Origin of the sequence: Legionella santicrucis (assembly GCF_001468135.1) — a bacterium.
GTDB classification, from domain to species: domain Bacteria; phylum Pseudomonadota; class Gammaproteobacteria; order Legionellales; family Legionellaceae; genus Legionella; species Legionella santicrucis.
In genome coordinates this window covers 157,283-182,421 of record NZ_LNYU01000024.1, presented here as the reverse complement: position 1 = coordinate 182,421, position 25,139 = coordinate 157,283, and the positions used below count along the sequence as shown (strand labels likewise).

Here is a 25,139-nt window from a genome sequence, read left to right as displayed (position 1 = left end):
AATTAGGCATGATAAGAATCTGTCTCTATCAGTTGCGCACTTCTTTTTTGTTCATTTACCTTAGCAATGATAAAGTAGCATAAATTTATAACGGATTAAATGAAATTGAAGGGTATCCGCAATTTAATGAATGGACTTACTTTGGTTAAAACCATTTAAAATTTCCCAATAATATCAGTTACATATTCTTATTTTTTATTCCAAGTGATACCATTTGAACATTTTTTAAGAAATCATTCTAAAAAGGAGTCAGAATGAAGTTATATGAGCTTCGGCAACTATTAAATGAATATGATCAAACATGGTATGCACGTAAATCGATTTATGGTGCTCATGAAAGGGCCAAAAAATTAAAACAATACTTAAAAAAATTTGCTAACAAGCAAGATAATTATGAATTAACCTCTGCCGATATTTTTAAACTACTCCAAAAAATCCCTGAAATTACTGCTCCTGATAGTAACTTACAACTCATGCAGTCCATAAGAAAAAAGCTTGAGGAACATTACTTGTTGGATATTTATATAGTTTTAAATAACGCAGGCATGATTCATGAAAATAATTTCGCATCTATTTATGCACTTTCGTTTGAAAGCCGCTCTCTTTTGCACCGCTTATTTTGTGGCTTTCAATCACAACGAATTCGGTTAAATCAAGAAATTCTTGCAACAGTTTTAACACTCACTTCACAACTACCTCATTCTTGTGTGCTTATTGAACAATCTTTAAGATTTTTAGAGAGTAAAAATCACCTAACATCCACTGCACTCAACTTACTTACCAGCAAAACGAATGAGCTAGGCATCGTTGTCACCTTATTACAGGAGCTTGATAAAGCCAATTGTTTCGATGATGAATGTTTAAAACATTTTGTAGCCCGAAAATCTCTGTATTCGATTGATACCTTAATTTCATTATTAAATCGTGCAAAAATTACACTTAATGAAGAGTTAATTCAAAAAATAGGTACAAATGACCAAGCTCACCTTCTGATTGAAACTCTATCGATCTTACTCAGCGCTAAAGAGTTTGATTTAAAAATGGAGCATGTGACATCACTTTTAAAACAAGATTTCTCTTTTTTTATAGAAAAAAACTCCGTTTTAAAACTACTCCAGAAAAATGACCTGCTTGATAACCAAATCTTTGATTATGTTGACACCCATGATATTTTTTCATTTGGGCAAATATTAGAAATCTTATCTCAAAAATCCTTGTTAAAAGATAATCAAGAAATAATTCATACGATTATTAATAAAAAGCTTGATAGTTACCGGGCCTATAGAGCCATTCATTATTTAAAGAAAGCGGATGTGTTAGACCAAAATACTCTAACTTCATACTATAAATTATTGCTAATAAAGCCCAAAGAGGGATTATTTGTCACGGACGTTTTTAGTTTCTTTGAATTATTCGAGAAAAGCCATTTTTATATGAATCAGGAAGAATTAGGCGTTCTTTTTTCTTTATCGGATGCAAATCTACAACAATTTTATGGAGTATTATCAAGGCTTAGTGCAAGTGAACTGCTAGATCATCAGTCATTTGCAAAAGCATTGCAAAGAGTCACCGATAAATTATCTCCTGTTTCAGAATCTACAATGAGCAAAAAAAGCAAAAAAGAAACAAACACCCCTCGCTCTGAGTTTTTATTAGATAATAAACACTCTTTCTTTGCACAACATAGTGATTCCTATGAAAGTGGTGGTTTTGGTAAAGTCAAAAAAGGGTACCGCTTTCTCGATTCCGATGAGCCTCTTTATGGAATTAAAAAATTAAACGAACCCGATCTTAATAAAGCCCAAAAAGCAGCCATTCGTGAAGTTAAATATCATCGATTATTAGGGCGAGAAGCATTTTATTTTTCCCATAAAGGAAAAGCACATATTGTTTCTGAATGGCAACGCGAACTCAGTTTAGATCATTATCATGCAAATGAGTTATTACAAATACCCATGGAAAAAAGAGTACTCTGTTTAAGCTCTGGCTTGTCTGATCTTAATACCTTACACCAACACTATCGCATCCATGGAGATGTTAAGTGCCAAAATTTTGTTCTAAATTTAACTATGGAGTCGATGAAACTTATTGATTTTGGGACTTCCCATAAAAGAGGATCAACTAAATCGTTTGGATGGACCGCAGCGTATAGCGACCCTTATACTTTTGGCGATCATTTTTGCAAAGATTTGTATGCCATGGGCCTTGTAACTATGTATTTATTTCCGGAAATATATACAGTCTCTTTTGAGAATGGAAAGGCAAACATCTCCGTTCATAAATCTAACTTCACCATTACCGAACAAGCAATTGTTAATCTTGTTCAGGCAATGATGCATTCAGAGCCTCACTTAAGATGTACGAGTGAGCATGCATTAAATTATTGTAATGAGCTCATCAATCATTTTAATCAAATAGACGATTCACTTTTAGAAACCATAACCAACTCTAATATTAATCGTACTCACGCCACTATTGAGGATAAACTCCGCATGTGATTGACAATTGTTATAATAAACAACAAAATTAGCAAATTTGAGACACTCAAATTAATGTTACATTCAATTGCTCGTTTTGAAATTGACCAAATACTTAGAGATTGTTATGGAATCAAAATATGATTTGTCTGCTTTGAACAAACCCTTCCCGCTGCAAAAGCGAGTTGAGCTGTTCAAAAGTTTAATGAAAGAACATCCTAATCTTCGCCCTGAATTGATTCCATCAAAAAGTGTCAGGCAAATGTTTGATCATGATTTAGCCTATGCAAAACATGCTTTAATTCAATGGGAAACTTATATTGAACGTTCTCAAAAAGCACAGAAAAATATAAATACTTTTTTTGATAATCTGAAATTAAAAGAAACCATGAGTTTTGCGGAACATGCTTATTACTGTTTTTGTTTGTCTGCGTTTATTACTGGAATAGAGCCTGAGCAATTAGAACTGGAATATAAGAAACAGCTAAAAACAATGGTTTATGGTGTGGTACACCCTCTAGGTGATTGGAGCATTAAAACGGAGTTAGAAAATCAAGATTATTCGAAATTTATTAGTCATGTATCAATGTCTGGCTTAGTCAAAATACAAGATATTAATCAAATGACCAGTTTTAGACTCGATGAGCAATCACCCTTTTTCGGCATCCGAGTGCTTGCTATTGCCTGTGGTGAGCATGTCTCGTTTGATGGGGTCAAAACCATGAACGTAGATGGAGCTACTCGAGAAACCCGCTCTTTAGAAGTATTAAAACACGATCTCATTCATGCTGGTTTCTTGAAACGCCATTATCAGAAGGATGTAACTGATTTTTGGCAACGATTTACACGAGTAGGATTATTGTTTGAGCAAATTTATAATGATCAAAAGCTTCAAGACAATCCTCTATTGAAAAATAAAGTAGAGGCGGTTTTGTTTTTCTTTTTGCACGAACACACTACCTCTATTTATGTAGATGGCATACCTGAAAAGCTGCCAAGAAAACATTTACGGATTGGCAATAAATACGCTATGGAATCGCAAATATTACTGCGAGCAGCGACAAAGACGCATCTGATTCCGACTTTATTTATCAATGAGGTAGAGGTTGAATTAAGTATTTTAAGAAGTTTAAAAATAATTAATTTAAGTGATGAAGAAATCAATTCACTCAATGAGCATGAACTTGTTGTCATGATGATGGATGCACTGCAAGAGGGTTATCAGTATTTAAGTCAGTATGCTGATTTTTACAATAATACGAATCCCAAGCATTGGCCACTTCAATTCATTCAAAGAGAAGTAGATAATATAAGTCATGCTATTACATCAGTGGCCTCTAGACCACATTTTTGGCGCTCAAAACCATCACAGTCACAGCCCACAACTAACAATCCTAGAGAAAACGAGCAGAAACAATTAACGCCATTAAATCACTCTATGGTAAAAATATGACATCCAAAAATTATTTCAGAATAAATTTAATTTCTATGCGAATTCCCGTGTTCTTGTTTTCATTAATTTATTGCGTCTTTGTACACGCTTATCCTATGATCGCCTTTGAACGATCGGGTTTTATTTGGAGCGCCAATCTTGATGGCAGCAAGGCTCGAAAAATAACTGCGGGATATGTACCTGAAATTTCACCGGACGGAAAATACATTGCCTATAATACAGCCGACAATCAATCGTCGGATCGCCACCTAGCAATAGTGGAATTGAAAACAGGTAAAGTAACTCAATTACAAAATATACCCTCCCAAAATAACTTTAACCCCGTGTGGTCTCCCGACAGTAAAAGATTATTATTCAATACCTTTATCGATAATAATTGGTATCTGGCCCTCATCAATGCGGATAGTAGTGGTTATCGCCTGCTAAAAGATACTCAAAATAAATACACTCCTGCTTGGGCTCACGATGGAAAATCGTTTTTAAATCATGATATTGATGCAATCTATTGGATGGATCTTGAAGGCATGCTCCTAAAAAAATGGCCTCTTGACACCCTTATCCCTCACGGGAGCATGAGTAGTGCATCTCGAATTCAAGTTTCTCCTGATGGAAAAACACTGCTTATGGATGTAGATATGGATGAGGAGGTTCATGAAAAAACCTGGGAAGGGCCGCCCCCAGCATTATGGACACTTGATCTTAAATCAGGCAAAACCATACGAATTACACCCAAAGGAATGCTAGCGTGGAGCCCTTTTTGGATTAATTCACACGAGTTTATTTTCCTAAAGCAAGGAAAAAGCAAACAAACCCTCGCATTATATCGTGGCTCACTAAAAAATCTTGAAGAGGCCTTCTTATTAAACGATGTGCAAACACCTAGTATTTCACGCTAGTTTGAAATCCGATGGTATGTGGAGCAATTTCATAGTGAAATCAAATAGCTCAAAGGTATTGATAAAGGTCGGCGCCGCAAACAACGTATTTTTGTTCCAGATCACCTGACCCATCTAATAGTTCCATTCAATACCTCATTCCATAATTTGCTTTAATTGATCTTCAAAAAATCAAGATTTTCATTATCGAGAGAAGTACTAAGCATTTTGACATTATAAAAGTTTCTTGGAATAAAGAAGGGGCTAAATCGAATTTAACCCCCTTTCTTCTTTTAAGACATGGACATACTTAATGCTGAATGCTCATCCATTTCCTCCTCTTCTAGTTCATTATTCTCCATAGTAACCTCTTCAACAGCTTCATTGGTTTGTGTTTGTTGTGGTCTCCTTTCCTCAGGAATGAACTCTCTTATCCCTTCTTTTGTTTTAGGTTCAAAAGCAGCTGCTTGCGCTACTGACTGATTGCAGCATTTATAAAAAAGTTGTTTTTGCTCAGCATTTTCTGGCTTTAATACATAAGACAAAAGTTGTGTATGCGCTTTGGCATCTAATACAACAACCATTTTGGGATTGTCGCTTAAAGCTTTTGCAAAAGCATCTAAGGTATCTTTGGGATTCTTTTGCTTTGCTATAGTAATGGTATTAGCGTCTAGTTTTTGTTTAATACCTTGATTCACTAAACTAGCTAAAGCGGTGTTTGTATAGGAGCTACTAGCACTCTCCTCTTGCTTATAACCACCTACTGGCACGGTAATTAAATCCATGGATTCTTTTGGTTGATGACTTAATTTATGATACAAAAACTTAAACGGGGTGGCGGCTAATTCAAAGGTTTTTTGTATTCCTGACATAGCTCCCAAACATACAAGTGCAGGAGATGATAAAATAGTCATTCCTACTTTGAGTTTGGTTGAATCACGTTCATAAATCAGATCAAGGGTATCAACCAAATCGTCTAATGAGGCTGTAGGATCCAATACCGCATCGGCTATTATTCCTGGAAGCTTCGCTACAGAAACGAGCGATCCGATCGTGATTCCTAAGGCTTGTTGTAACTTAGAACTGTCCTTCTCCATGTAAAGTGAAATACCGTAGCCTAATGCTCTATCCAAATAACGATCGGGATTTAAGGTTTTTAAAATCGTATTTGTTTTTTGGTTATCTATCGCTGCTTGAGCATTTTGAGCATTAGTTAGTACTTGTTGCGGAGTGCCAAAAAAACCTAATGCGGGAGTGTCCATCACTTGCAATAAGTAAGGATCATGTTTTGCTCCAGCTTTGAGGACTTCCATTGAAGTTAATGAACAGTTTTTTTTATAAAGATTGAACTTTTCTGGATCTTCAACAATTAACTCGTGCATTTTTTTGAGCATTTCAACGGGTGATAATCCTCTACTTGTATCGGTTTGTAAGGGAAGTGAGACAGTATGATGAGGAGCCCTTCCTAGGGTAGAATAAGCAGAACTATTGTCTTCAAAAAAAGCTTCAAACTCTTCAAAATAGGCAAGATCTCGTTTTAATTTAGCGTGCTCACTTTGGAATTTGTCCTGGGTTGATTGCTTTTCTACAATCCCCTCATCTCGAGTAGTTTTTAAGGTAAGGGCTGTTGCCGCAATTTGTTTACTACTTTCTGGAGTAATGAATTGACATGGTTCATCTATGGCGCTATGCCAATCAGTCATCACCTGATTGAATTTTACTTCCCACTCAGCTGAAAAGGACAGGCCATCATTTTGATAATTTAATAACTCACTTTTAATTTGTTTAAGAGGTTCTATTGAACCACTATCGGATTTTATTTGATTGCGAAGCTCATCAATATTAACATCATTTAAACCTTCATCCCATAAAGCATCCTCTTGCTCATTTTCAGGTAATTTACAGATCTCTTCATATTTAGCAATTTTTTCTAAGGTTTGAGCATGGGTACTTTGATCCTTTGCTTGTTTTTCTATGATTAAATTATCAATATGAGCAATCAAACGAGTAACAGAATTAGCACTTATAGTACCGTATTGTAATTTGAGTAGGTCTTTGAGTTCTGGTAAACCATTCACTATACTATCGACTTGCCCAGTAAAAGGAATGGGGCCATTGGCTTCGTTAAAAATAGCATGCAAATCATCTAAACGTTCATCGCGTTTTATTTCGGTTATTTCATCAGCGACAGTTTTAATGCTTTCTGATATCTCCGCTATTTTTTGTTGTAACGCATCAATATCGGAACTATCTTCTAATTGAGTCTTAAGGTTTTCATTTTCATTTATTAAGTTACTTTTAGTGTCGGATACCCTTTGAATTAGAAAGGTTTTAAGTTCTTCAATATTATCAGTTTGCTTGTTACCTTCATAAAACTCTTTTTTTAGACTTTCACCATCAATACCTATGTTTTTAAACATTAACTTCATGGTTGAACCAAAAGTAGTACTAGTTAATTCGCCAATTTTTTTCTCTAAGAGAGTAATAGCATTTAATTTTTCATCATTTTTTTCCATGCTATTTCTTTTTTTCATTCGCTCTAAAATAAAATCAGGTAAATCACGTTGGTGAGTAACGGTTAAAGGATCATAATCCATGAGCCGTTGACCAATTTTTCCCCTATGTAATCGTTGCACTGGTTGAAGGTAATCCCTCCATTCTTCAGCATAATTGACATGTTTTCCTTCACGCTCTTTAATCATATCCATTGTTGTAGTACTTACGCGGCTAGGCCACCAACTAAAATCAATATCAAAATATTCTTGTTCATAAGCTCGTTCTTGTGAGGTTTGAAGTGCTCCTGATTCATTAAATTGTGCTTTGCGTACTTCTTGTTTTTTTTGTGAAAAAGGAATCGCTTTCTCAACTTCTTCAAGATAACGCTCATAAGATACGTCACCGTTCTTTGTCTTGAACTTTTCATAGCTTTCTTTACAACAATATTGTTCAATCCATTTTTTGGTATCTTCATTAATTGGTAATTTCATGTTGATGGAAGCATGACCAACATCACCGCCAAAAAGTTGTTGATCCATAAAATTGATCATTCCATTACTTTGTTTATCCTTAGTGCCCCAGGTTTGCACAGTTATTCCGAACAATCCTTGGTTGACTTTTGACTTAGGCATGATAGCCTCCTAGTATTTATTGCCTCTATACTAGAAATGATAGTGTTCGAATATTAAGCAGTAATGATCTTTTAATTCCGATTAGTCATAGTGAATTCCTTTAGGGACTTCCTAAAAATAAGTGGCGCAATTAATTTATTGATTTTAATAACATTTAATATTTTCAAGGACAAAAGTTGTGGCTGTCATAGAAGCAACATGTGTTCATTGCTCGAGCAATAATAGAGTCAAAAATGGTAAATCACTTACTGGAGAACAACGCTACAAATGTCGTGTTCTTCAATGTGAAAAAACAGTAATAAGTACGTTTGGAAAATGTTTGTAGCCTGCAAAATACATCATCATCAATAATTTCAGAAGAATGATCTTCAAAAAATAATGGCCCCTCTTCTTCATACCTGTCGCTGAAAACCTCTTGAGCAGACAGTTTAATCCTATAAAACAGATCCCATTAAATATTTATAAAAAAATGAAGTTAGTGTACTCTAACGATTTTTGTAGCGTAGTTTTGAAAATGATAAGGATATAACTCAACGCAGAAGTAAGAACAGATTTAATTCGTTTCAGACGAAGTCAAAAAACCAATACAGGGGAACGTGCTTATTACGTATAGTGAATTAAAATTCAAACACTTCCCTAAAAGCATGAGTCAATGTTTAGCAATAGAATGTTTAATTGAAAAGGCACGATAATATCAAACTATTCAGACTTTTCAAATTTTAAATAACTATAAGGAACGCAATGGAGCAAATGAAAATTCTACTATGCTGCTGTATTTTATTTTTCCAGATGTATCAGGTCTATGGAAAAACAACCAATAATGCTCCAGTTGCATTTCATCAACAAGAAATAATTAATTATAAAGAAGATGATTTTATTATAGCTAAATATCGCTTTATCAATGGTCAAAGCCTAGATAATCTGCGCATACATTATATTACATTAGGGGTTCCCCAAAAAAATAATCAAGGTGAAATTACTAATGCGATTCTCTTTTTACACTGGACTGGTGGTAGTGGGAAAGAAATGTTTGAACATTTTAAAAAAGCACTATTAGCTCCAGGGAAGCCCTTTGATGCCAATAAGTACTTTTTAATTTTTCCAGATAATGTAGGTCAAGGACAATCGAGTAAGCCGAGTGATGGCTTACGCATGGCGTTTCCCCATTATAATTATCATGATATGGTGGCATTGCAACATAGCCTGGTTACTGAACAATTAAAAATTTCTCATTTAAAAATGATTGTTGGCACTTCAATGGGTGGTATGCATTCCTGGATGTGGAGTGAGTTATATCCTGAGTTTATGGATGGAGTCATGCCTATTGTTTCACTACCTCACGCAATCGATGGGCGAAATTTATTATGGCGACAAATCGTTATTAACAGTATCAAAAATGATCCATCCTGGCTTAACGGTAATTATAAGACACCTCCTTATGGAATAAAATCAATATGGCCGTTAGTAGCAATGATGGTTGATGGTGTACCTCATATGCAACGCATCATTGCCAATGAAAAAGATGCGACTAACTACATTAATAACGCGGTATTAGACAGTACAAAACAAGATGCTAATAATATAATTTATGTGATGTCAGCTTCTAAGGATTACAATCCAGAACCTTTGTTACATTCCATAAAAGCAAAGATTTTTGCGCTGGACTTCACTGATGATGCATTAGACTCACCCGAATTTTATCAAGTATCCGAGTTAATGAAGCGCGTAAAACATGGACAATGGACGTTACAAAAGGGAACACCCTTTTCATACGGTCATTTTACTTTATTACATCCAGAATTATGGATAGATCAAGCAGAACGTTTTGTGCAATGGGTGAATCAATAAAATATTAGATTGTTGACAATTGAATCATACTGTCTTACCGATAATAGATTCTCGTCTTTTTCTCTCATCTCTCACCTCTTGCGAATTATCACGTAGATATGCACGCTTATTTTTTTCAACACTCAGCGCCTGTTCTGTATACGCCATTAACGTTAAAATACATTGATTCTTAAATTCATCGCCAATATGATTTGCGACATAAGTTGAAGCCTCAGCACCTCCATGCCCATCATAAACTCCAAGCAAAAAAGCAGGGGTATTGTGAGTTATCGTTTGTATCGCAACACTAATATTATCGTATGAACCATTTGTTTTTGCTTTGTATGCCAATGCTTTTGCTATTTCTACTTCCGGTTGCTTTTTATTTAACTTTATAATTTCATGTAATGATTGATATAAAAATTGCTCATGACTTCTTTTAGTGTCACTACTTGCACCATCAGTAAACCCGTCACAAGTCATGATAATCTGTATTTTCCCAATTGCTTCGCGGCTTAAGTTACATTTTTTTCCAAGATCATCAATATTCGTAATATCAATTGTTGCTTCAGAATAAACCCCATGTTGCTTGAGCAACTTATCACCAATAGCACGTGAAATAGCGAGCACACCATCAACCCGGTCCCACACTACAGTTCCCCCAGTTTGCTCAATTCGCAGAGCTTCTCCTGGATCCGTAGGTTTATGAGTGACTGAATTTAGCCGGACCACTCCCAAGAGATGCTCCTCTTTATCATAAATTGCCGCAAAAGATGCAGCATCCGCTAAAGTTGCCGTAATTAAATTACCTCGTCCATCAAATATTGTAGTCGAAGCAGTGGTTCCGTCAGTGTATTCCATCGTTAAAATTTGCTCGTCTAAAATTCGATAAGTTGTCCATAAGCGTTTGCCAATTTCTTCTGGATTTAATGAGTCTAAGAGTTGCTCCAATGTTTCCCATATCAATGCATCTTCTTGGGCTGAGCGAAAAGGGAAATTTTGCATTTCAAAATAACCAAATGGCATATGTTTATCCTGGTACCTTACATTTTCAGCTTCAGCTTGCTCGTATTTTCCAGGATGAGAAATAATCTTGAGCACATTTAATCCTAATTCGAGTTTGATTTGATAATTATAGGTAAATGCATAGGGAATCTGATAGTTATCAAATTTATTATTAAAATAATATTAATTTATGAGAAATTTTTATTTAAAGACACAATATAGTTCAAATTAAACCCAAAATGTAGGCTTTAAGAAACAATATTGCAATCATAAAGAAACCAAGGATAATAAGTTCTTTTACTCAAAGAGGAAGTAATATGCTGTCATTGGATAATGTAAGGTCTTTCTTAAATCAAAAAACAGATTACTTGATTAATTGGAACAGGCCAGGAAGCTTATTTTTTAGCAACCACCACTACTCAACCCGAGAATTAATAGAGCGAGGGTTCGTCATTACATGCACAGCTACTGGTGGTTTTTTAGCTTGGAACAAAAGTGAGGAAGGAGGCGTCACGCCATTTGCATTAGGCGCTTCCTTAGCATTTCTTCTTTCTCATGCTGTCACTATGTCTCCTTTAATCTATAAAAGATTAAAAGCAAAATGGAGTTGTGAAGAGCATATTAAAACCATCAACAGTAAATTGAGCAATGAAGATAAGGATTTTACCTTATTAGTCAACCAAGTGATCGAGAAAATCACGACTCATGCAGCAGAGAAAAGCCCTTCCGCAATTTGGGGAAAAAGAGCTCGCTTGTTAAAAAATCTTGAAACATGGATAGATGAAGAAGAGCATAGCATGCTCGGTGATGTTTTAAAGAATGAAGAAATAATTTCCCTTTTAGATAACGGTATCTTTCCCCAAGCTGAGTCATTAACGATAAAATCTCTGTAAGAGATAATATAGCCCCTATGGCAACATAAAAGGGGCTTATATTTTTATGAACGTATTTCAGCAAAAATGTCGCCTTAGTAATGCCCAAGAGTTCGTAACCAAGATACAGGTGATGCAAAAATTTCCTTGTTTTCGAGGACAAAATGTTTGATGAAGTAATAGTGGGTTTTATAAGATGGATATTTCGGTTTTTAGGATGGCTTATTATCGATGTAATTTTTGATCTTTTTATTGATCCATTTATTTATTCAACAGGCAAATTGACACTTAGAATAATTACTTTGGGACAATACCGCTTTGATAACCCCTCTAACCTGATAAAATTTTTCATTTACAGTAGTGGAGTTATCATCCTCCTTGCTGGGCTTTATTTGATGTTTTACATAGCCTTTATATTTATTAAAACTGCCTGAAATGCATTTATCCAATACATGCATTCTTGGCTGGTACACACTCTTCTGAGGGCGCATTCATAATTTCGTAAACAGCATCACGTAATTTTTCAGGAACATTAATCGAAAAAATGGGCAGAATGTCCTCTTCATTCTCTTTGTCTGTTGCGAGACAAATGCTTTGCTGTTGTCTTGTAACACCGTAACTGTCTTTTTGATAATAGGCTACATTTTTTCCTTCTGCCAAGCCAATGCCTCTTCCCTCATCTACATAATAAAATCCTGCTTTCTCAATAAGCTCTTTAATTTTCTTGTATTTCATCACATGATCTGCTTTATTTAAAAACATGGATTGTAATTAAAAATCACTTGACTCACAATCCCGTTGTTTATTTTTATTAATAAAAATTGAGCCTTTGATGGTATTAAAAAGTGCGGGGGTTAAGCTAAAGTTTGAATTTTCAACTTGCTTAAAAATTAAAAATGAATAATAGTTGACTCAACTTTTCTACTTAATAGTTACAGAATCTCCTACGCATCACTTCTGGGAAATTCTACTTTTAACGGTTTTTATTTTGCGAGGGGTACCATCATGAGTAGTAAAAATTATAATTGGCGAGCATATATGGTTTATTCCATCATGATGCTTATTTTGCCTTCCATTGCTGATGCAAACAGAGAGCATTTTGAGCGCTATAGAAATGGCCCCGTAGAGCGTCCCTACGAACATCACAATTACCAAAATAAGGTGATTAAGCATAAAAATACTAATATTAATGTAAATAATGTCAATGTAAACAAAAACGTTAATGTGAATGTCCATGGGGGCGTAAAACCAGGACATTATTATTATAAAGGAAATAATTACAACTATTACCATAATGGTAAATATTATAATTACCATTACAAGAATAATTATTACGTTTATTACCATAATGGCAGATATTATAATTACTACCATAATAATAACTATTATGTTTATTACAATAATGGACGCTATTACAATTATTTCTATAATGGCATGTATTATTTATACTTTATTAATGGCGTTTATTATAACTACTTCTATAAGGGAAAATATTACAAAACTTGTGTGCCAGTACCTGGAAGACCCGCAGAAATGGTATGTCATTAAACCTCTCCTTACTTAAGGGGCATATTAAAGCTGAAGATAAGCCCCTTTAAGTAAAAATAATCTAAATGAATCATACGCTCTGGAGGTTGGCGCCATTAGCCAACCCCATATTCTACTCAGTAAAAATACTTAAAAAAGTAGTGTACATTAGAAAAATAAAGATTTTAGATTTTCTTCAATTATTCTGCTTTTACTGCATAAAAAGCAACTTTGACATGTCTTCGCCTGCAGAGGCACACCATAAAATATTTAATGCATCTTCATATTTCAAAGGTTTGATAATACAACCGGAGATATTTAAATCACTTGTTGCAAGCTTTTCTTCCGTAGTATATGCACCAGTAAGCACAAACACTTTGACATCGGAAAAATTAAAGCCCTCTCTCAATTTTTTTAAAAAATCAATACCATTCATTTGCGGTAAATTGAGATCAAGTAATATTACATTAGGTTTAATTTCAAGCTGCCCATTAAGTCCATACAACATATCCAGAGCACGTTTTCCGTCCTTTGCTATAGCAATATTAATGGGCTTATTCATTTTTAGAAATTCACGCTGCATTGCCTTAATATCAACTTCATCATCTTCTACATATAAAATGTCAACTTTAGTAGCCATGTTAAGCTCCCTATCCTTTAACAGCTTAACGAGAGTTATAAATTCCTGTTTATAACATTTTAATTATAATACATACTGACACAATAAACTTCTTTATGAGCATAAATAATGCATTCACTCTCATAAGAACCTGTTTTCATTTTTGTAATGAAAAATATTCATATGAAGCAAAAATGTATATAAAAATGATCTTTTACGTCGAGCTCACGTTAATTTAATTACTTTAGTCATACGGATTAATTTATGAATCTTAATTTCCAACGAGCTGCATTCTGCAACAAGTAAATTAAGCATCAACGATAATAGATTTTCATCCTGTGGAGATATTCTACCAGGATCCATAAGTAAATTGCGTCTACGCCTTAAAGCAAAAAGATTTTCTTCCAATATATTTAATGTGTTGCTTAAAAAAAGAAAACTTTCCTTATCCTTTTCATTGATTTTAACCCCCTCATAAAGGATTAATGCGATTATCGAAGCGTAATAACGAAAAATATGCCGGAAAGATTGCAGAATGTCCGCAGCGACTTGGGTAAATTCAGAATCCTTGCCTATTTCAACCTGGGCCTCATTAATTAATGTTTGAAAGCGAAGAATAAGTGCTAAAACATTTGATTCGCACTGAACTAAATGTTTGGATAAGTCTGTTGTTGAGTTGTCTATATTTGCAAGGTAATTAGATAAAGCGGCATATTCGTTTAGAAATTTCTGCATTTCTAAAATAAGCACTTTTGTAGCACGGGTTGGAAAAAAAAACCGTAATGTAAAGAAGCCGATTAATATCCCAATAATTACATTGGTTGGACGCATAAATACATAGGTAAAATCATTATAATTAATAAGGCAGATAGCGAGAGTGACACAGCCTAAAATTCCAATATAACTTTTTTTAGTCCCTAAAAATAAATACGTATATAAAAAAATCCCTATAATAAACCCAATAATATTCATAAGATAAGCATTATGAAAAAGCAAAATAATAATAAGGCTATATAAAGCGCTACTAATTGTAGCAATCGCCCGCATAGAACAGCGAGTCAACGAAGCGCCAATAGTGCGTTGTTCAAATAAAACAATAAATAAAGAAATGTAAACCCATGTGGGCTCAACAATATCAAAATACGTTGTAATGATTAAAGCGATAATCATACTGATGGCCATACGTGCGGCCATTATTGTTTTTTCGGAAGTCACTTCCATAAGAAAATTAATCCTTAAGACAATTATATCTTGATAATGACATAACAAGTTGCTCCAATAGGCAGCGGATAATGTTCGGCATCATAATCATCGATATTAATTTGCACCGGAAAACGCTGAGGCAAAAGTATCCAATTATTAGTATCATTGGTTACCGTTTGTAATTGCGTCTTAGGGTTTGTCAATTGACGGTTAGCAGCCCAAGCACCAGATACTACCGTGCCATGATATAACTTCGTAGCAAAGTACATGCGAGGAATAATGTAGACTTTAGCGCCCGTCTTGACCATACGCAAATCAATTTCAGTAAAATTAGCCTGAATGTAAAAATTATCCGTATCTACAAAAGAAAAGATGGGTTTATTTATTTCTATGGGCGTTCCCAAAGATAAATACATATTTTGAATACGGCCATTACTTTGGGCATAAACAGTCGTTTGCTCTAAATTAACTTTGGCATAGCGCATTTTATAAATTAATGCTTTGATCTTATGTTGTAAACTCTGAATATTTTTTTTATCCACGCTAATTTGCTGCTTTTGCATATTCACTTTGGCGAAACTACCACGATCGTCATAGTGCAAATCTTTAACATTAATTTCAGATATTGCACCTGATTTTAAAACCGCTTTATTTCGAAGATAATTTAAGTGGATTCTCTTATATTCTTGATCGTACTGTATCAGTAATTGTTTATCTTTTTCTAATTGATGTTGTAAACTTTGAAGATCCACTTTCGCAGTATGAACCTCTTCAATGAGCCGATTATAAGTGAGCTTGTAAGGTTCTTGGAAAACGGTAAACAAAGGTTGTCCCTTATGGACATATTGTTCATTTTCCACATATAAATCCGTAATGTATCCACTAACAATCGCCGCTACAGGGCGAACATTGGCGACGACAAAAGCATTATTAGTAAAAGGGACTAAAAAAGAGAAAAAGTAATATAAAACCGCAAGTAAGACCAATGAAAGTACAACTGTATAAGGTTTTAACTTTCGAAGCTTTTGTGTTACCATTTTTTAATATTAGTCATGTTATTTTTATGGAAACCATTTAATTGCGCAGCCTGGCAACACTAATTATTTTAGTCATGACAAGTGCGCTAGTAGCATGCATGCCAAGCGCAAAAAACTCACGACTTTCGTCGATTTATATTCCTACATATCTGAGAGACTCAAGCAATGATGCATTAAATCGACTTCCTTATCAAGCTTGGTGGGAAGATTTTAAAGATCCTCTGCTCAACCAACTTGTCGAGAAAGCGCTTCTATACAATAATAATGTGACAATCGCCAAACGATCAATTCGTGTTGCTCAGGCTGAGCTACAAACAATACGCTTAAATTGGCTGCCTGGATTAAATGTTTTAATGGGGTTTGCCCAAAACCCTGCTTTGGGAAACCCGGGTGTGTTTTACGGCGTTCTTCCCAGCTATTACCAAAATTTTGTTGCACTTTATTTTCAACAAAAAAAAGCAGAATTTATTTTAAAACGTACTAAAGCATATTATCTTGGGGTACGTTTAACTGTTATTGGCGAAGTGACTGGTAGTTATTTTTCACTACTCGCCTGGAATCATCAATTAGTGCTATTGAAACAAATCGAACACGACAATGAAAAGCTTTTAGTATCATTAAAAATAGCTAAGAACCAAGGCTTAGCAAATGATCTACAATTATTAACTGTAACAAGCCAATTACAAAGCATCCTAGGACTGCAAAAACAAGTACAAAACAACATCATCGCCAGTGAAAATGCACTACGTTATTTAATCAATCAGCCGCCAGGAAAAATAAAATCCAGGAAATCATTTATTAACTTACCCAGTAAAGCAGTGCCACTGAACAAGATTAATACTCAAGTGATTCTACGTCGACCGGATGTAATGATAGCCTTAACTTCGCTACTTGCCGCATGCAGTGGCGTCAATATTGCAGAGTCCCAACTCCTTCCTGCCCTAACGTTAGATTATTTTTGGGGAAAAGCGAGCTTAAATGGTACATTTAGCAATCCTACCCATTCAGCACCTTATGGGGATATGTACGCAACATTTAACTTATCTCCCTCTTTGTTTGGACAGATTTTAACCAGTAAAGCAATTTTTAATAGGAGTTTAGCGGAATATAATAATGTCATCCAAAATGCATTACGCCTCATTGCCAATAGTATCGCCGCCAATCAAAAACTCATGGCTAAATATCATGAAGACTATCTCTCTTTAGCAGCTTTGCAGAAAAGATATCTCTTACAACAAGATCTCTATGCTAAAGGTCTTATTAGCCACAATGATTTGCTCTACAGCAAGATAGAAATTAACCAACAGGCATATCAACTCACGATCAGTAAATTAGAGCAATTAATTAGTGTGATTCGTCTTTATGAGGAATTAGCCGCAGGCATACTTTATCAGGAACAGAATACAGTCTAGTTATATACGAAGTTGGACCATTGAATTTTTATTTAATCCTCGATGGGCCAGTCACAATATTATGATACCTACTTGTAAATTTACTTATAGAAAATACCACTGGGATTTTATAAGCAATGGCGCATTATGCGCCATTGGTCTTTACATAGCATTTAAAAACTAAAATCAATACTGTTTATTGAGGCGTGCGATGTTTACGCGGTGGATGGATGCCATCATCTTGAAGATTGCTCATATTGAGAGGAGTGAAATGCTTAAACAATCCTTGATTAGAAGTAGCTAAAGAACTTTGAGGTTTTGAAAAATGAATATTTCGTTCTCCAGTTGTCAAAATAGATTCAAGAACTTTTGCTGAGGGTTTGGTATTAAAACTTAGACTTCCTACCCCTTCCAAGACAAATACAACAGAATCATCAACTTTCCCATTAATGGAAACATTTCCTAATCCTGAAATTCTAAAAACAACATTAGCGCCAATATTCCCAGTAAAATGAATATTACCTGAATTACTTTTAATAATGGTTGCACCTTCTCCAACATCCCCATCTATGTAGGCATATTGATAGGCCCCCCCATCACAAATAAAGACTGAATTGGCAGGTATTCCCTTGGTGTAGTCAACGTCAGATGTATTGTTGGCTGGATGATGATAGATTTTTGTCACGTGATGCCTCCTAAGTAAATAAAATGTGACTATTGTGATCACATGGTGTTGAATATTAACAAATTTTGGAGTTAAATCAATATAGATGGCGGTTCGGTCTAAAATAGAAAAATCCAAATTATACTTTCGCTCCAAAAGGTAACTACACGATTGAATTAGTGGTAAATGATGCATTTGAAAGATATAAAATGCCTAGGTCAATCTAATTATGTTAATTTAAGAGTTCGCTTATTATCGTTTATTCAGGAGAATGAAAAATGAATACGCCTAAACACATTCCTTTACCCCAAGATAATGAATTACCTCCAGAAACGGTAGATTTATTAAACAGTCTTCCTCCTTTAAATATTCATCGTTTACTTACTTTAGCGCCGAATACACATAAACCGTGGTTGGATTTTGTTGCAGGTATTTATAAAGGAAATTTTGATCCAAGATTACGTGAAATTGCCATTTGCCGTTATGGATTTAAAACTAATTCGGCCTATGAGCTACATCAGCATAAAGCATTAGCTCGAAAAGCAGGGATTAGTTCCGAAGAATTAGAAATTATATGTACGGAACAAAAAGTCGTTTCTTTATCTAATGAAGAAAATTTTATTTGTCAGGTAGTTGATGAATTCGAAGATCTGGCAACATTAACCGATGAAACGTTTACCAAGTTACTTGAACGTTATAGCGTCGCTCTCATTATGGAGTTATTTACGATTCTCGGACATTATAGCTGTGTTTGCCGGGTACTGAACGCTTCTAGAATTCCATTAGAAGCTGTTAGTCCGTTAGAAACATGTGAGTCACCACTGAAGAAATAAAAATCAAATGAGCCAAGTTTTTTGTCTTGTCCTAATTTAACGTAAGTTTCGGATAAAGAATCTATTTAGATCCAGCCCCCATCTCAAACCGTTTGGGCTGAGGAGGCATGTATGCCGTCTCGAAGACTTAACACAGAACTTGAAAATTCGTGCTAAGGCTTCGAGACAGCGCTATGCGCTTCCTCAGCCGAACGGGTCGAAATAAATCCACGTTCGCTTATACGAAACTCACGTTAATTTATTAAGATAAGTCTCTTGCGCATATCGAGTAGCAATAATCGCGATAATAGCCCAAAATAAAATATAAAACGCTGGAGCGTACTTATTTCCCGTTAATTCAACTAACGTTAGAGCGACTACAGGTATTGTCCCACCAAAAAATGCCTGACCTATATTATACCCAATAGAGACACCGCTAGCTCGGATAGCTGTGGGGAACATTTCAGCAAGAATAGTAGGCACTGTAGCATTCAAAGGTGCGAGCATTACGGCTAACAATATTTCTCCTACAAGTACATGCCACCAAATACCACTCAAAAAAAGAATAAATATAGGATAAATAAAAATTAAAATACCGAAAGCACCGCACAAAAAAATCGGTTTCCTACCAAAAAAATCGGATAATAATCCCATCAAAGGGATTAACACCGTCAAAACGAATAAAGCGATAAAGTTAACAACTAGGGCATCTTTTAATACAAATCCTTCTGATTTGACAAGAAAGCTTGTTATATAAGCAATTAGTAGGTAATTACTGATAGCCATAATACTTGTAAAAATAATAGCCAACAATAATTTGCGACGGTATGCAGAAAAAACAATTTTTGCAGGAAGTTCTGTAGTATGCTTGGTATGCAAAAAAGTGCTGGGCTCCACACTGGTCACCCGTAAATAAATTCCTAGGACACCAAGTAGAGCTCCTATCAAATAAGCCAAACGCCATCCCCAGTCTCTAAGAATGTCGTCGGGTAATAAAACACTTAGACAAGAAGCCGTTAATGAACCTAAAAAAATACCTAGAAAGGCGGTGCTTAATACCAAACTTCCGGCAAAACCACGTCGATGATCTGCCATATGCTCAATAAGAAAAGTGGTTGAACCAGGGAGCTCTCCTCCCACAGCTATTCCTTGAATTAACCTAAAAAAAACAAACAATAGCGGCGACACGATGCCTAAAGTATTAAACCCCGGGATTAATGCAATACACGCTGTAGAAAAAGTCATAATAGACATTGAGAGAATTAAGGTTTTTCTTCTGCCAATATGATCGGCATAGTGCCCTAATAATACTCCTCCCAAGGGACGCATAAAAAAACCCACGGCAAATACACCAAACGTAAGAAGGAGAGAAACAAAGTATATCTTTGATGGAAAGAATAATTCAGCAAATAAGGGAGTAAAATTAGCGTAGAGAAGAAAATCAAACCATTCCAAAGTATTCCCGTATAATCCTGCAAAAATACTTTTTTTCTTATTAAGATTCATCATATTATTTTTTTTTAATAGCCCTTATTTCTTATATAGACTATTTTTAATATTTGTTTTCATTCTTTGAACTAAAATAATCTCCCAACTTATTGTGTATATGCTTACAAATCTCCAAAACGTCTTTCTTGAAAAATACCCATGAGTTTCACTCTAATCAATTGTCTTTTATAATTTTCAAAAGCAATAGAACAACAAATTGAGTATTATGTTTTAAGAATTAGGACGCTCAATTCATAAACCATTAAAGAGTACTCTAATCAATTGAAAAAAGTTACATTAATGAGTCAAAAATGAAAATAGTTATCAAAGTCGGAACCCAAAGTATTTTATCAAGTGATGGCACTCCATTTGAACCCATTATGCTCCATCTAGTGGAACAGATTGTCACACTCCAAAAAACCGGCCATCAAGTTATATTAGTAAGTTCAGGTGCGGTTGCTTCGGGTCGAAAAGTTGCACATCAATTTTTTGACCGCCAATACGGGAGTTCGATAGGAGAAAAACAAGTTTTAGCATCATTGGGGCAATATGAGCTGATGCATATTTATGCTTCGATGTTCAAAAAATATAATATGCTTGCCTCTCAATTGTTACTTACGAAACAAGATTTTCAAACAAGACAACACTATTTGAATATTTCAAGATTACTGCGTGAAATTTTAGAGCATAAGAATATTGTACCCATTATCAATGAAAATGATAGTGTTGCTATTGCAGAGTTGATGTTTACTGATAACGACGAATTATCGGGTCTTATAGCCGCAATGATAAATGCGGATAAACTCATCATTTTGAGTAATGTTGAAGGGGTATACACGAAACACCCCGATGAAACCGGTTCAGAACTTATTTCAATGATCCATCCCAAAAATGATTGGCCTGAAGTTTCCGCAGTAAAAAGTCTTCATGGCAGAGGTGGGATGATTAGCAAACTTGGGACAGCGCGCAGGATGTCGAATCTGGGTATAACGACACACATAGCAAGCATCAATCAACATGCGGTAATTATGCGCATTCTCGGTAATGAATCTTTAGGTACCACTATTCTACCCACTAAAAAAAGATCAAATATCAAAAGGTGGATTGCATATGGTGAAAAAAAATTAGGAACAATCACTATAAACGCTCACCTTGTCGAAATTATAAAGGAAAATAAGCGAATTATCAGTATATTACCTGTGGGTATTGAAAAATTTACTGGCGATTTTAAGCGAGGTGACTTAATCGAAATACTGACTCCCAATCATGAAAAAATAGGGATTGGACTTGCTAAATACGATGCAATTAAATTAAATGAATATTTAGGCCACTCCGCAAAACCGGAGTTTATTCATTATGATCATTTACATATTTTTTAAGGTGCTCTCATGATCGAAGAAGTCACTAACCAACTTAAAGCAACTAAAAAAGACAGTTATAGCTTAAGGTTTGTTAATGAAGAAAAACGAAACCAAATATTATTGGGGCTTGCACAACGATTACGAGACTCTGTAAATCAAATCATTGATGCAAATAAAAAAGATCTAGCATTAATGAGTAAAGATGATCCTAAGTACGATCGTTTGCTTTTATCTAAAGAGCGAATTGAAACGATAGCGTCTGATATTGAAAACGTCGCTTCTTTACCCTACTCACAAACAAAAATCCTAGAACAAAAAAGGCTTCCCAACGGATTAAATATTCAGAAAGTTTCTGTTCCATTAGGGGTTGTGGCAATTATTTATGAATCACGGCCTAATGTAACCATTGATGCGTTTACATTATGTTTTAAAACAGGTAATGCCTGTGTCTTAAAAGGTGGAAAGGAGGCTCACCATACTAATTTATTTTTAGTTTCATTGATTCATCAAGTACTCAATAATCACAACATCAGTAAAACTATCGTCTATTTATTGCCTTTAGAACGAGAAGCAACGCATATTCTTTTGAAAGCCAATCAGTTCGTTGATGTGTGTATTCCAAGAGGAAGTCAATCATTAATCAATTTTGTACGTGAGCATGCAAGAATACCTTTCATTGAAACGGGTGCTGGAATTGTTCATATTTACTTTGATCAAAGTGGAAATACAGAGAAAGGCCGTTTAATTATTGATAATGCAAAAACAAGAAGAGTGAGCGTTTGCAACGCACTGGATACATTAGTAATCCATAAAGATCGCTTGGTTGATTTACCTTTAATTGTAAAGCCACTTGCCAATAAAAATGTTGAACTTTTTGCCGATCAATTAAGCTTCCAAGCACTAAGATCATTTTATCCAACAGAATTGCTCCATAAGGCAACGCCAGATGACTTTGGGCAAGAGTTTCTCTCTTATAAAATGGCAATAAAGACGGTCGATTCAGTGAAAGAAGCAGTTAAGCATATTATGGAATATAGTTCTGGACACAGTGAAGCAATTATTGCCGAAGAGCAAACTGCACAGAATTATTTTCTTGATCATATTGATGCGGCCGCTGTTTATGTTAATGCTTCAACAGCATTTACCGATGGTGGACAATTTGGCATGGGTGCTGAAATAGGAGTTAGTACGCAAAAATTGCATGCCCGTGGCCCTATGTCTTTAGATGCATTAACAAGCTATAAATGGGTGGTCATTGGGGATGGGCATATTAGATGATAAGGAAACATGCCACAATAATAATGCAGCTTGCTTTTGTTCGCATAAATATTGTATTAATAACTGACTTAATCAAAAAGAAAATGGATTCTAATGCTAATTCGGTTTAAACAAAGGAATGTTTATGTCGCTTTTTGAAATCATTGCCGTACTCATCACGCTTTCGGCGATATTTAGCTACATCAATTTTAAACTGTTTAAACTTCCGCCGACGATTGGATTGATGGCCATAGCCTTAGTGTTTTCTTTAGGCTTAAATATAAGTGGCATGCTATGGCCTGAAATTATTTCAAATGCCAAAAACTTTTTGGAGCAGGTTAATTTTAATGCAGCCCTGCTTCATGGAATGTTGGCCTTCTTACTCTTTGCAGGTGCACTACATGTTAATATTAGTCAACTCGCCGAACAGAAAATCGTTGTTACTGTACTAGCCCTTATTGGCACACTTGTATCCACCATCCTTGTAGGCCTGTTAACCTATTGGCTCCTTCATATGCTTAACATGCAAATCTCTTTTATCTACTGTCTGCTTTTTGGAGCACTTATTTCTCCTACCGACCCCATCGCAGTAATAAGTATTTTGAAGATTTTAGGCGCACCTAAAAATTTGGAAATGAAGATTGCTGGGGAATCACTCTTTAATGATGGTATAGGTGTTGTACTTTTTCTTGGTATTCTTGAAATGGCCTCAGGAACACAAGAAATCAGCATCTCACATTTATTAATGCTGTTTGTTACAGAAGCCATTGGTGGAGCCTTATTCGGACTAGTAGCGGGGTATATTACCTATCAAATGTTAAAATCCATAGATAACTATCAAGTTGAAATTATTATCTCGCTAGCACTGGTGATGGGAGGATATACCCTAGGAGAACGAATTCATATCTCAGCCCCTATAGCAATGGTAGTAGCTGGTTTACTTATAGGGAACCACGGGCGAAAATTTGCGATGTCCAATAAAACTCGCGAACACCTAGATACCTTTTGGGAGTTGCTCGATGAGATTCTAAACGCCGTACTTTTCGTTTTAATTGGTCTAGAAGTGCTGGTATTAACCATCAATAAACAATATCTATTGATTGGGATCATTGCAATTCCAGTAGTCATCCTGTCACGATGGATCTCAGTGGCAATCCCATTAACTTTAATGCGACATCAATTGGACTTCGCACCACACAGTATCAAAATTCTTACTTGGGGTGGCCTACGGGGTGGAATATCGGTAGCACTGGCTCTTTCTCTACGCGACACCGTTGGAAAAACAAATGAATTTGCCTTCGATGCAATTTTGATGATGACCTATATGGTAGTGATTTTCTCCATTCTATTTCAAGGACTAACCATTGGCCCTTGGGTCAAGAAATTGTATGCGAAAGTTTAAGTGTACTTAATCAGATGAGCTAATATTAAAATTCACTATAAAAATAGGTTAGTTTTTATAGTGAATTGTTTTTAATTCTTGTGAAAAGAAGAGGCAAATAAGGGATTAGCCTTATCAGCAAGAACCCCGCCAATAATTACCCCATGATAAAAAGGAGACTTCTCGTTAATTTCTGATGCATGAAAATCAATTTGATCCCATCCGTGACTTTTTAAATATTCCAAAGAAGTAGCAAACACAACCCTTGGTATATTTGCCCAAACAACAGCGCTTTGACACATAGAACATGGTTCTGCGGTAGTATATAAAGTAACATTTGACCAATTTACATGCGGATGTTTTTTGATGCAATTATTGATTGCAACCATTTCCCCATGAAAAGTCGGATTAACTTTACTGGCATTAAGTCCTCTTGCCAAAATTTTCCCTGTTTTATTATCAACAATAAGCGCAGCAAAAGGAGCTTGGGGATTATTTTTTGCAAGCTCTATCGCGATTTGCATGTAGTAATCATCCGATTTTTTGACTTGTATCGTATTGGAAGCAAAGCACTGTATGTATCCAATCAGGAAAAAAATAATAGTAAAATTTTTAACGATTCTCACTTTGTCCTCTTTTATTTATTAGGGAACTTCTATTGACATAGACTATTTACATTACAACAGAGAATTTTTCAATCAAGATTAATGAAGTAGATTCCCCCTAGGCAAATGTTTCATAACACCGCATAAGCAAACAACT

22 protein-coding genes are annotated in these 25,139 nt (G+C 35.2%); 13 read left to right on the top strand and 9 right to left on the bottom strand.

What is annotated here, in order from left to right; genetic code table 11:
- Positions 1-254 precede the first annotated feature (254 nt).
- From Lsan_RS05610 to Lsan_RS05600, 3 genes are all read left to right on the top strand, one after another.
- Positions 255-2,498: a protein kinase domain-containing protein gene (locus tag Lsan_RS05610; protein ID WP_058513517.1), complete on the top strand. Its 2,244-nt coding sequence runs from the start codon at positions 255-257 to the stop codon at positions 2,496-2,498.
- 106 nt (positions 2,499-2,604) lie between these two features.
- On the top strand, positions 2,605-3,930 hold the full coding sequence (locus tag Lsan_RS22860) for a hypothetical protein (RefSeq protein ID WP_237762052.1): 1,326 nt from the start codon (positions 2,605-2,607) through the stop codon (positions 3,928-3,930).
- Complete coding sequence (locus Lsan_RS05600) at positions 3,927-4,826, top strand: TolB-like translocation protein (protein ID WP_237762051.1); 900 nt, start codon at positions 3,927-3,929, stop codon at positions 4,824-4,826. The genes Lsan_RS22860 and Lsan_RS05600 overlap by 4 nt, the downstream gene beginning before the upstream one ends.
- A 272-nt stretch (positions 4,827-5,098) precedes the next feature.
- On the opposite strand, the gene Lsan_RS05595 is transcribed toward Lsan_RS05600, so the two are convergent.
- Entirely contained in the window at positions 5,099-7,933 is a 2,835-nt protein-coding gene (locus Lsan_RS05595; protein WP_058513516.1) for a hypothetical protein, read from the bottom strand.
- 178 nt (positions 7,934-8,111) lie between these two features.
- Here Lsan_RS05595 and Lsan_RS23500 point away from each other — a divergent pair, with 178 nt between their 5' ends.
- Together Lsan_RS23500 and Lsan_RS05590 are read left to right on the top strand one after the other, a co-directional pair.
- Complete coding sequence (locus tag Lsan_RS23500; protein ID WP_162265587.1) at positions 8,112-8,258, top strand: IS1 family transposase; 147 nt, start codon at positions 8,112-8,114, stop codon at positions 8,256-8,258.
- Between the two features lie 425 nt (positions 8,259-8,683).
- Positions 8,684-9,781 (top strand): alpha/beta fold hydrolase, encoded by a 1,098-nt coding sequence (locus Lsan_RS05590; protein WP_237762050.1) that lies wholly within the window; start codon positions 8,684-8,686, stop codon positions 9,779-9,781.
- Between the two features lie 24 nt (positions 9,782-9,805).
- On the opposite strand, the gene Lsan_RS05585 is transcribed toward Lsan_RS05590, so the two are convergent.
- On the bottom strand, positions 9,806-10,861 hold the full coding sequence (locus Lsan_RS05585) for a PP2C family serine/threonine-protein phosphatase (RefSeq protein WP_237762049.1): 1,056 nt from the start codon (positions 10,859-10,861) through the stop codon (positions 9,806-9,808).
- A gap of 221 nt (positions 10,862-11,082) precedes the next feature.
- Between Lsan_RS05585 and Lsan_RS05580 the strand changes: the two genes are divergently transcribed.
- Together Lsan_RS05580 and Lsan_RS05575 are read left to right on the top strand one after the other, a co-directional pair.
- Positions 11,083-11,658 (top strand): hypothetical protein, encoded by a 576-nt coding sequence (locus Lsan_RS05580; protein WP_058513514.1) that lies wholly within the window; start codon positions 11,083-11,085, stop codon positions 11,656-11,658.
- 143 nt (positions 11,659-11,801) lie between these two features.
- Complete coding sequence (locus tag Lsan_RS05575) at positions 11,802-12,071, top strand: hypothetical protein (RefSeq protein WP_058513513.1); 270 nt, start codon at positions 11,802-11,804, stop codon at positions 12,069-12,071.
- Between the two features lie 7 nt (positions 12,072-12,078).
- On the opposite strand, the gene Lsan_RS05570 is transcribed toward Lsan_RS05575, so the two are convergent.
- Positions 12,079-12,372: a hypothetical protein gene (locus Lsan_RS05570; RefSeq protein ID WP_065236282.1), complete on the bottom strand. Its 294-nt coding sequence runs from the start codon at positions 12,370-12,372 to the stop codon at positions 12,079-12,081.
- Positions 12,373-12,642: 270 nt separating this feature from the next.
- Between Lsan_RS05570 and Lsan_RS05565 the strand changes: the two genes are divergently transcribed.
- On the top strand, positions 12,643-13,185 hold the full coding sequence (locus tag Lsan_RS05565) for a hypothetical protein (protein WP_058513511.1): 543 nt from the start codon (positions 12,643-12,645) through the stop codon (positions 13,183-13,185).
- Between the two features lie 190 nt (positions 13,186-13,375).
- On the opposite strand, the gene Lsan_RS05560 is transcribed toward Lsan_RS05565, so the two are convergent.
- The 3 genes from Lsan_RS05560 to Lsan_RS05550 all read right to left on the bottom strand — a co-directional run bounded on the left by Lsan_RS05560 (position 13,376) and on the right by Lsan_RS05550 (position 16,023).
- Positions 13,376-13,804, bottom strand: coding sequence for a response regulator (locus Lsan_RS05560; RefSeq protein WP_058513510.1), 429 nt, complete (start codon positions 13,802-13,804; stop codon positions 13,376-13,378).
- 204 nt (positions 13,805-14,008) lie between these two features.
- Positions 14,009-15,004: an FUSC family protein gene (locus Lsan_RS05555; protein ID WP_058513509.1), complete on the bottom strand. Its 996-nt coding sequence runs from the start codon at positions 15,002-15,004 to the stop codon at positions 14,009-14,011.
- Between the two features lie 23 nt (positions 15,005-15,027).
- The gene (locus Lsan_RS05550; protein ID WP_058513508.1) at positions 15,028-16,023 is read right to left on the bottom strand and encodes an HlyD family secretion protein; all 996 of its coding nucleotides are present in this window, start codon (positions 16,021-16,023) and stop codon (positions 15,028-15,030) included.
- Between the two features lie 98 nt (positions 16,024-16,121).
- On the opposite strand from Lsan_RS05550, the gene Lsan_RS05545 reads away from it, so the two are divergent.
- Positions 16,122-17,435, top strand: a complete 1,314-nt coding sequence (locus Lsan_RS05545) for a TolC family protein (RefSeq protein WP_058513694.1) — start codon at positions 16,122-16,124, stop codon at positions 17,433-17,435.
- A gap of 175 nt (positions 17,436-17,610) precedes the next feature.
- On the opposite strand, the gene Lsan_RS05540 is transcribed toward Lsan_RS05545, so the two are convergent.
- A complete protein-coding gene (locus Lsan_RS05540; protein ID WP_058513507.1) occupies positions 17,611-18,099 on the bottom strand; it encodes a hypothetical protein in 489 nt (162 codons plus the stop codon).
- Positions 18,100-18,356: 257 nt separating this feature from the next.
- Here Lsan_RS05540 and Lsan_RS05535 point away from each other — a divergent pair, with 257 nt between their 5' ends.
- The gene (locus Lsan_RS05535; protein ID WP_058513506.1) at positions 18,357-18,911 is read left to right on the top strand and encodes a carboxymuconolactone decarboxylase family protein; all 555 of its coding nucleotides are present in this window, start codon (positions 18,357-18,359) and stop codon (positions 18,909-18,911) included.
- Positions 18,912-19,139: 228 nt separating this feature from the next.
- Here Lsan_RS05535 and Lsan_RS05530 read toward each other — a convergent pair whose 3' ends face one another.
- Positions 19,140-20,396: an MFS transporter gene (locus tag Lsan_RS05530; protein ID WP_058513693.1), complete on the bottom strand. Its 1,257-nt coding sequence runs from the start codon at positions 20,394-20,396 to the stop codon at positions 19,140-19,142.
- 293 nt (positions 20,397-20,689) lie between these two features.
- On the opposite strand from Lsan_RS05530, the gene proB reads away from it, so the two are divergent.
- From proB to Lsan_RS05515, 3 genes are all read left to right on the top strand, one after another.
- Complete coding sequence (proB, locus tag Lsan_RS05525) at positions 20,690-21,757, top strand: glutamate 5-kinase (RefSeq protein WP_058513505.1); 1,068 nt, start codon at positions 20,690-20,692, stop codon at positions 21,755-21,757.
- A 9-nt stretch (positions 21,758-21,766) separates the two neighbouring features.
- Positions 21,767-23,017: a glutamate-5-semialdehyde dehydrogenase gene (locus tag Lsan_RS05520; protein WP_058513504.1), complete on the top strand. Its 1,251-nt coding sequence runs from the start codon at positions 21,767-21,769 to the stop codon at positions 23,015-23,017.
- Between the two features lie 124 nt (positions 23,018-23,141).
- Positions 23,142-24,398 (top strand): cation:proton antiporter, encoded by a 1,257-nt coding sequence (locus tag Lsan_RS05515; RefSeq protein WP_058513503.1) that lies wholly within the window; start codon positions 23,142-23,144, stop codon positions 24,396-24,398.
- A gap of 71 nt (positions 24,399-24,469) precedes the next feature.
- On the opposite strand, the gene Lsan_RS05510 is transcribed toward Lsan_RS05515, so the two are convergent.
- Positions 24,470-25,003, bottom strand: a complete 534-nt coding sequence (locus Lsan_RS05510) for a nucleoside deaminase (protein WP_058513502.1) — start codon at positions 25,001-25,003, stop codon at positions 24,470-24,472.
- Positions 25,004-25,139: the final 136 nt, after the last annotated feature.

What these genes read in the sequence shown, in the direction of transcription:
- Lsan_RS05610 (WP_058513517.1), top strand. Translation starts at nt 255, where the DNA reads ATGAAGTTATATGAGCTTCGGCAACTATTAAATGAATATGATCAAACA.
- Lsan_RS22860 (WP_237762052.1), top strand. Translation starts at nt 2,605, where the DNA reads ATGGAATCAAAATATGATTTGTCTGCTTTGAACAAACCCTTCCCGCTG.
- Lsan_RS05600 (WP_237762051.1), top strand. Translation starts at nt 3,927, where the DNA reads ATGACATCCAAAAATTATTTCAGAATAAATTTAATTTCTATGCGAATT.
- Lsan_RS05595 (WP_058513516.1), bottom strand. Translation starts at nt 7,933, where the DNA reads ATGCCTAAGTCAAAAGTCAACCAAGGATTGTTCGGAATAACTGTGCAA.
- Lsan_RS05590 (WP_237762050.1), top strand. Translation starts at nt 8,684, where the DNA reads ATGAAAATTCTACTATGCTGCTGTATTTTATTTTTCCAGATGTATCAG.
- Lsan_RS05580 (WP_058513514.1), top strand. Translation starts at nt 11,083, where the DNA reads ATGCTGTCATTGGATAATGTAAGGTCTTTCTTAAATCAAAAAACAGAT.
- Lsan_RS05575 (WP_058513513.1), top strand. Translation starts at nt 11,802, where the DNA reads ATGTTTGATGAAGTAATAGTGGGTTTTATAAGATGGATATTTCGGTTT.
- Lsan_RS05570 (WP_065236282.1), bottom strand. Translation starts at nt 12,372, where the DNA reads ATGAAATACAAGAAAATTAAAGAGCTTATTGAGAAAGCAGGATTTTAT.
- Lsan_RS05565 (WP_058513511.1), top strand. Translation starts at nt 12,643, where the DNA reads ATGAGTAGTAAAAATTATAATTGGCGAGCATATATGGTTTATTCCATC.
- Lsan_RS05560 (WP_058513510.1), bottom strand. Translation starts at nt 13,804, where the DNA reads ATGGCTACTAAAGTTGACATTTTATATGTAGAAGATGATGAAGTTGAT.
- Lsan_RS05555 (WP_058513509.1), bottom strand. Translation starts at nt 15,004, where the DNA reads ATGGAAGTGACTTCCGAAAAAACAATAATGGCCGCACGTATGGCCATC.
- Lsan_RS05550 (WP_058513508.1), bottom strand. Translation starts at nt 16,023, where the DNA reads ATGGTAACACAAAAGCTTCGAAAGTTAAAACCTTATACAGTTGTACTT.
- Lsan_RS05545 (WP_058513694.1), top strand. Translation starts at nt 16,122, where the DNA reads ATGCCAAGCGCAAAAAACTCACGACTTTCGTCGATTTATATTCCTACA.
- Lsan_RS05535 (WP_058513506.1), top strand. Translation starts at nt 18,357, where the DNA reads ATGAATACGCCTAAACACATTCCTTTACCCCAAGATAATGAATTACCT.
- Lsan_RS05530 (WP_058513693.1), bottom strand. Translation starts at nt 20,396, where the DNA reads ATGAATCTTAATAAGAAAAAAAGTATTTTTGCAGGATTATACGGGAAT.
- proB (WP_058513505.1), top strand. Translation starts at nt 20,690, where the DNA reads ATGAAAATAGTTATCAAAGTCGGAACCCAAAGTATTTTATCAAGTGAT.
- Lsan_RS05520 (WP_058513504.1), top strand. Translation starts at nt 21,767, where the DNA reads ATGATCGAAGAAGTCACTAACCAACTTAAAGCAACTAAAAAAGACAGT.
- Lsan_RS05515 (WP_058513503.1), top strand. Translation starts at nt 23,142, where the DNA reads ATGTCGCTTTTTGAAATCATTGCCGTACTCATCACGCTTTCGGCGATA.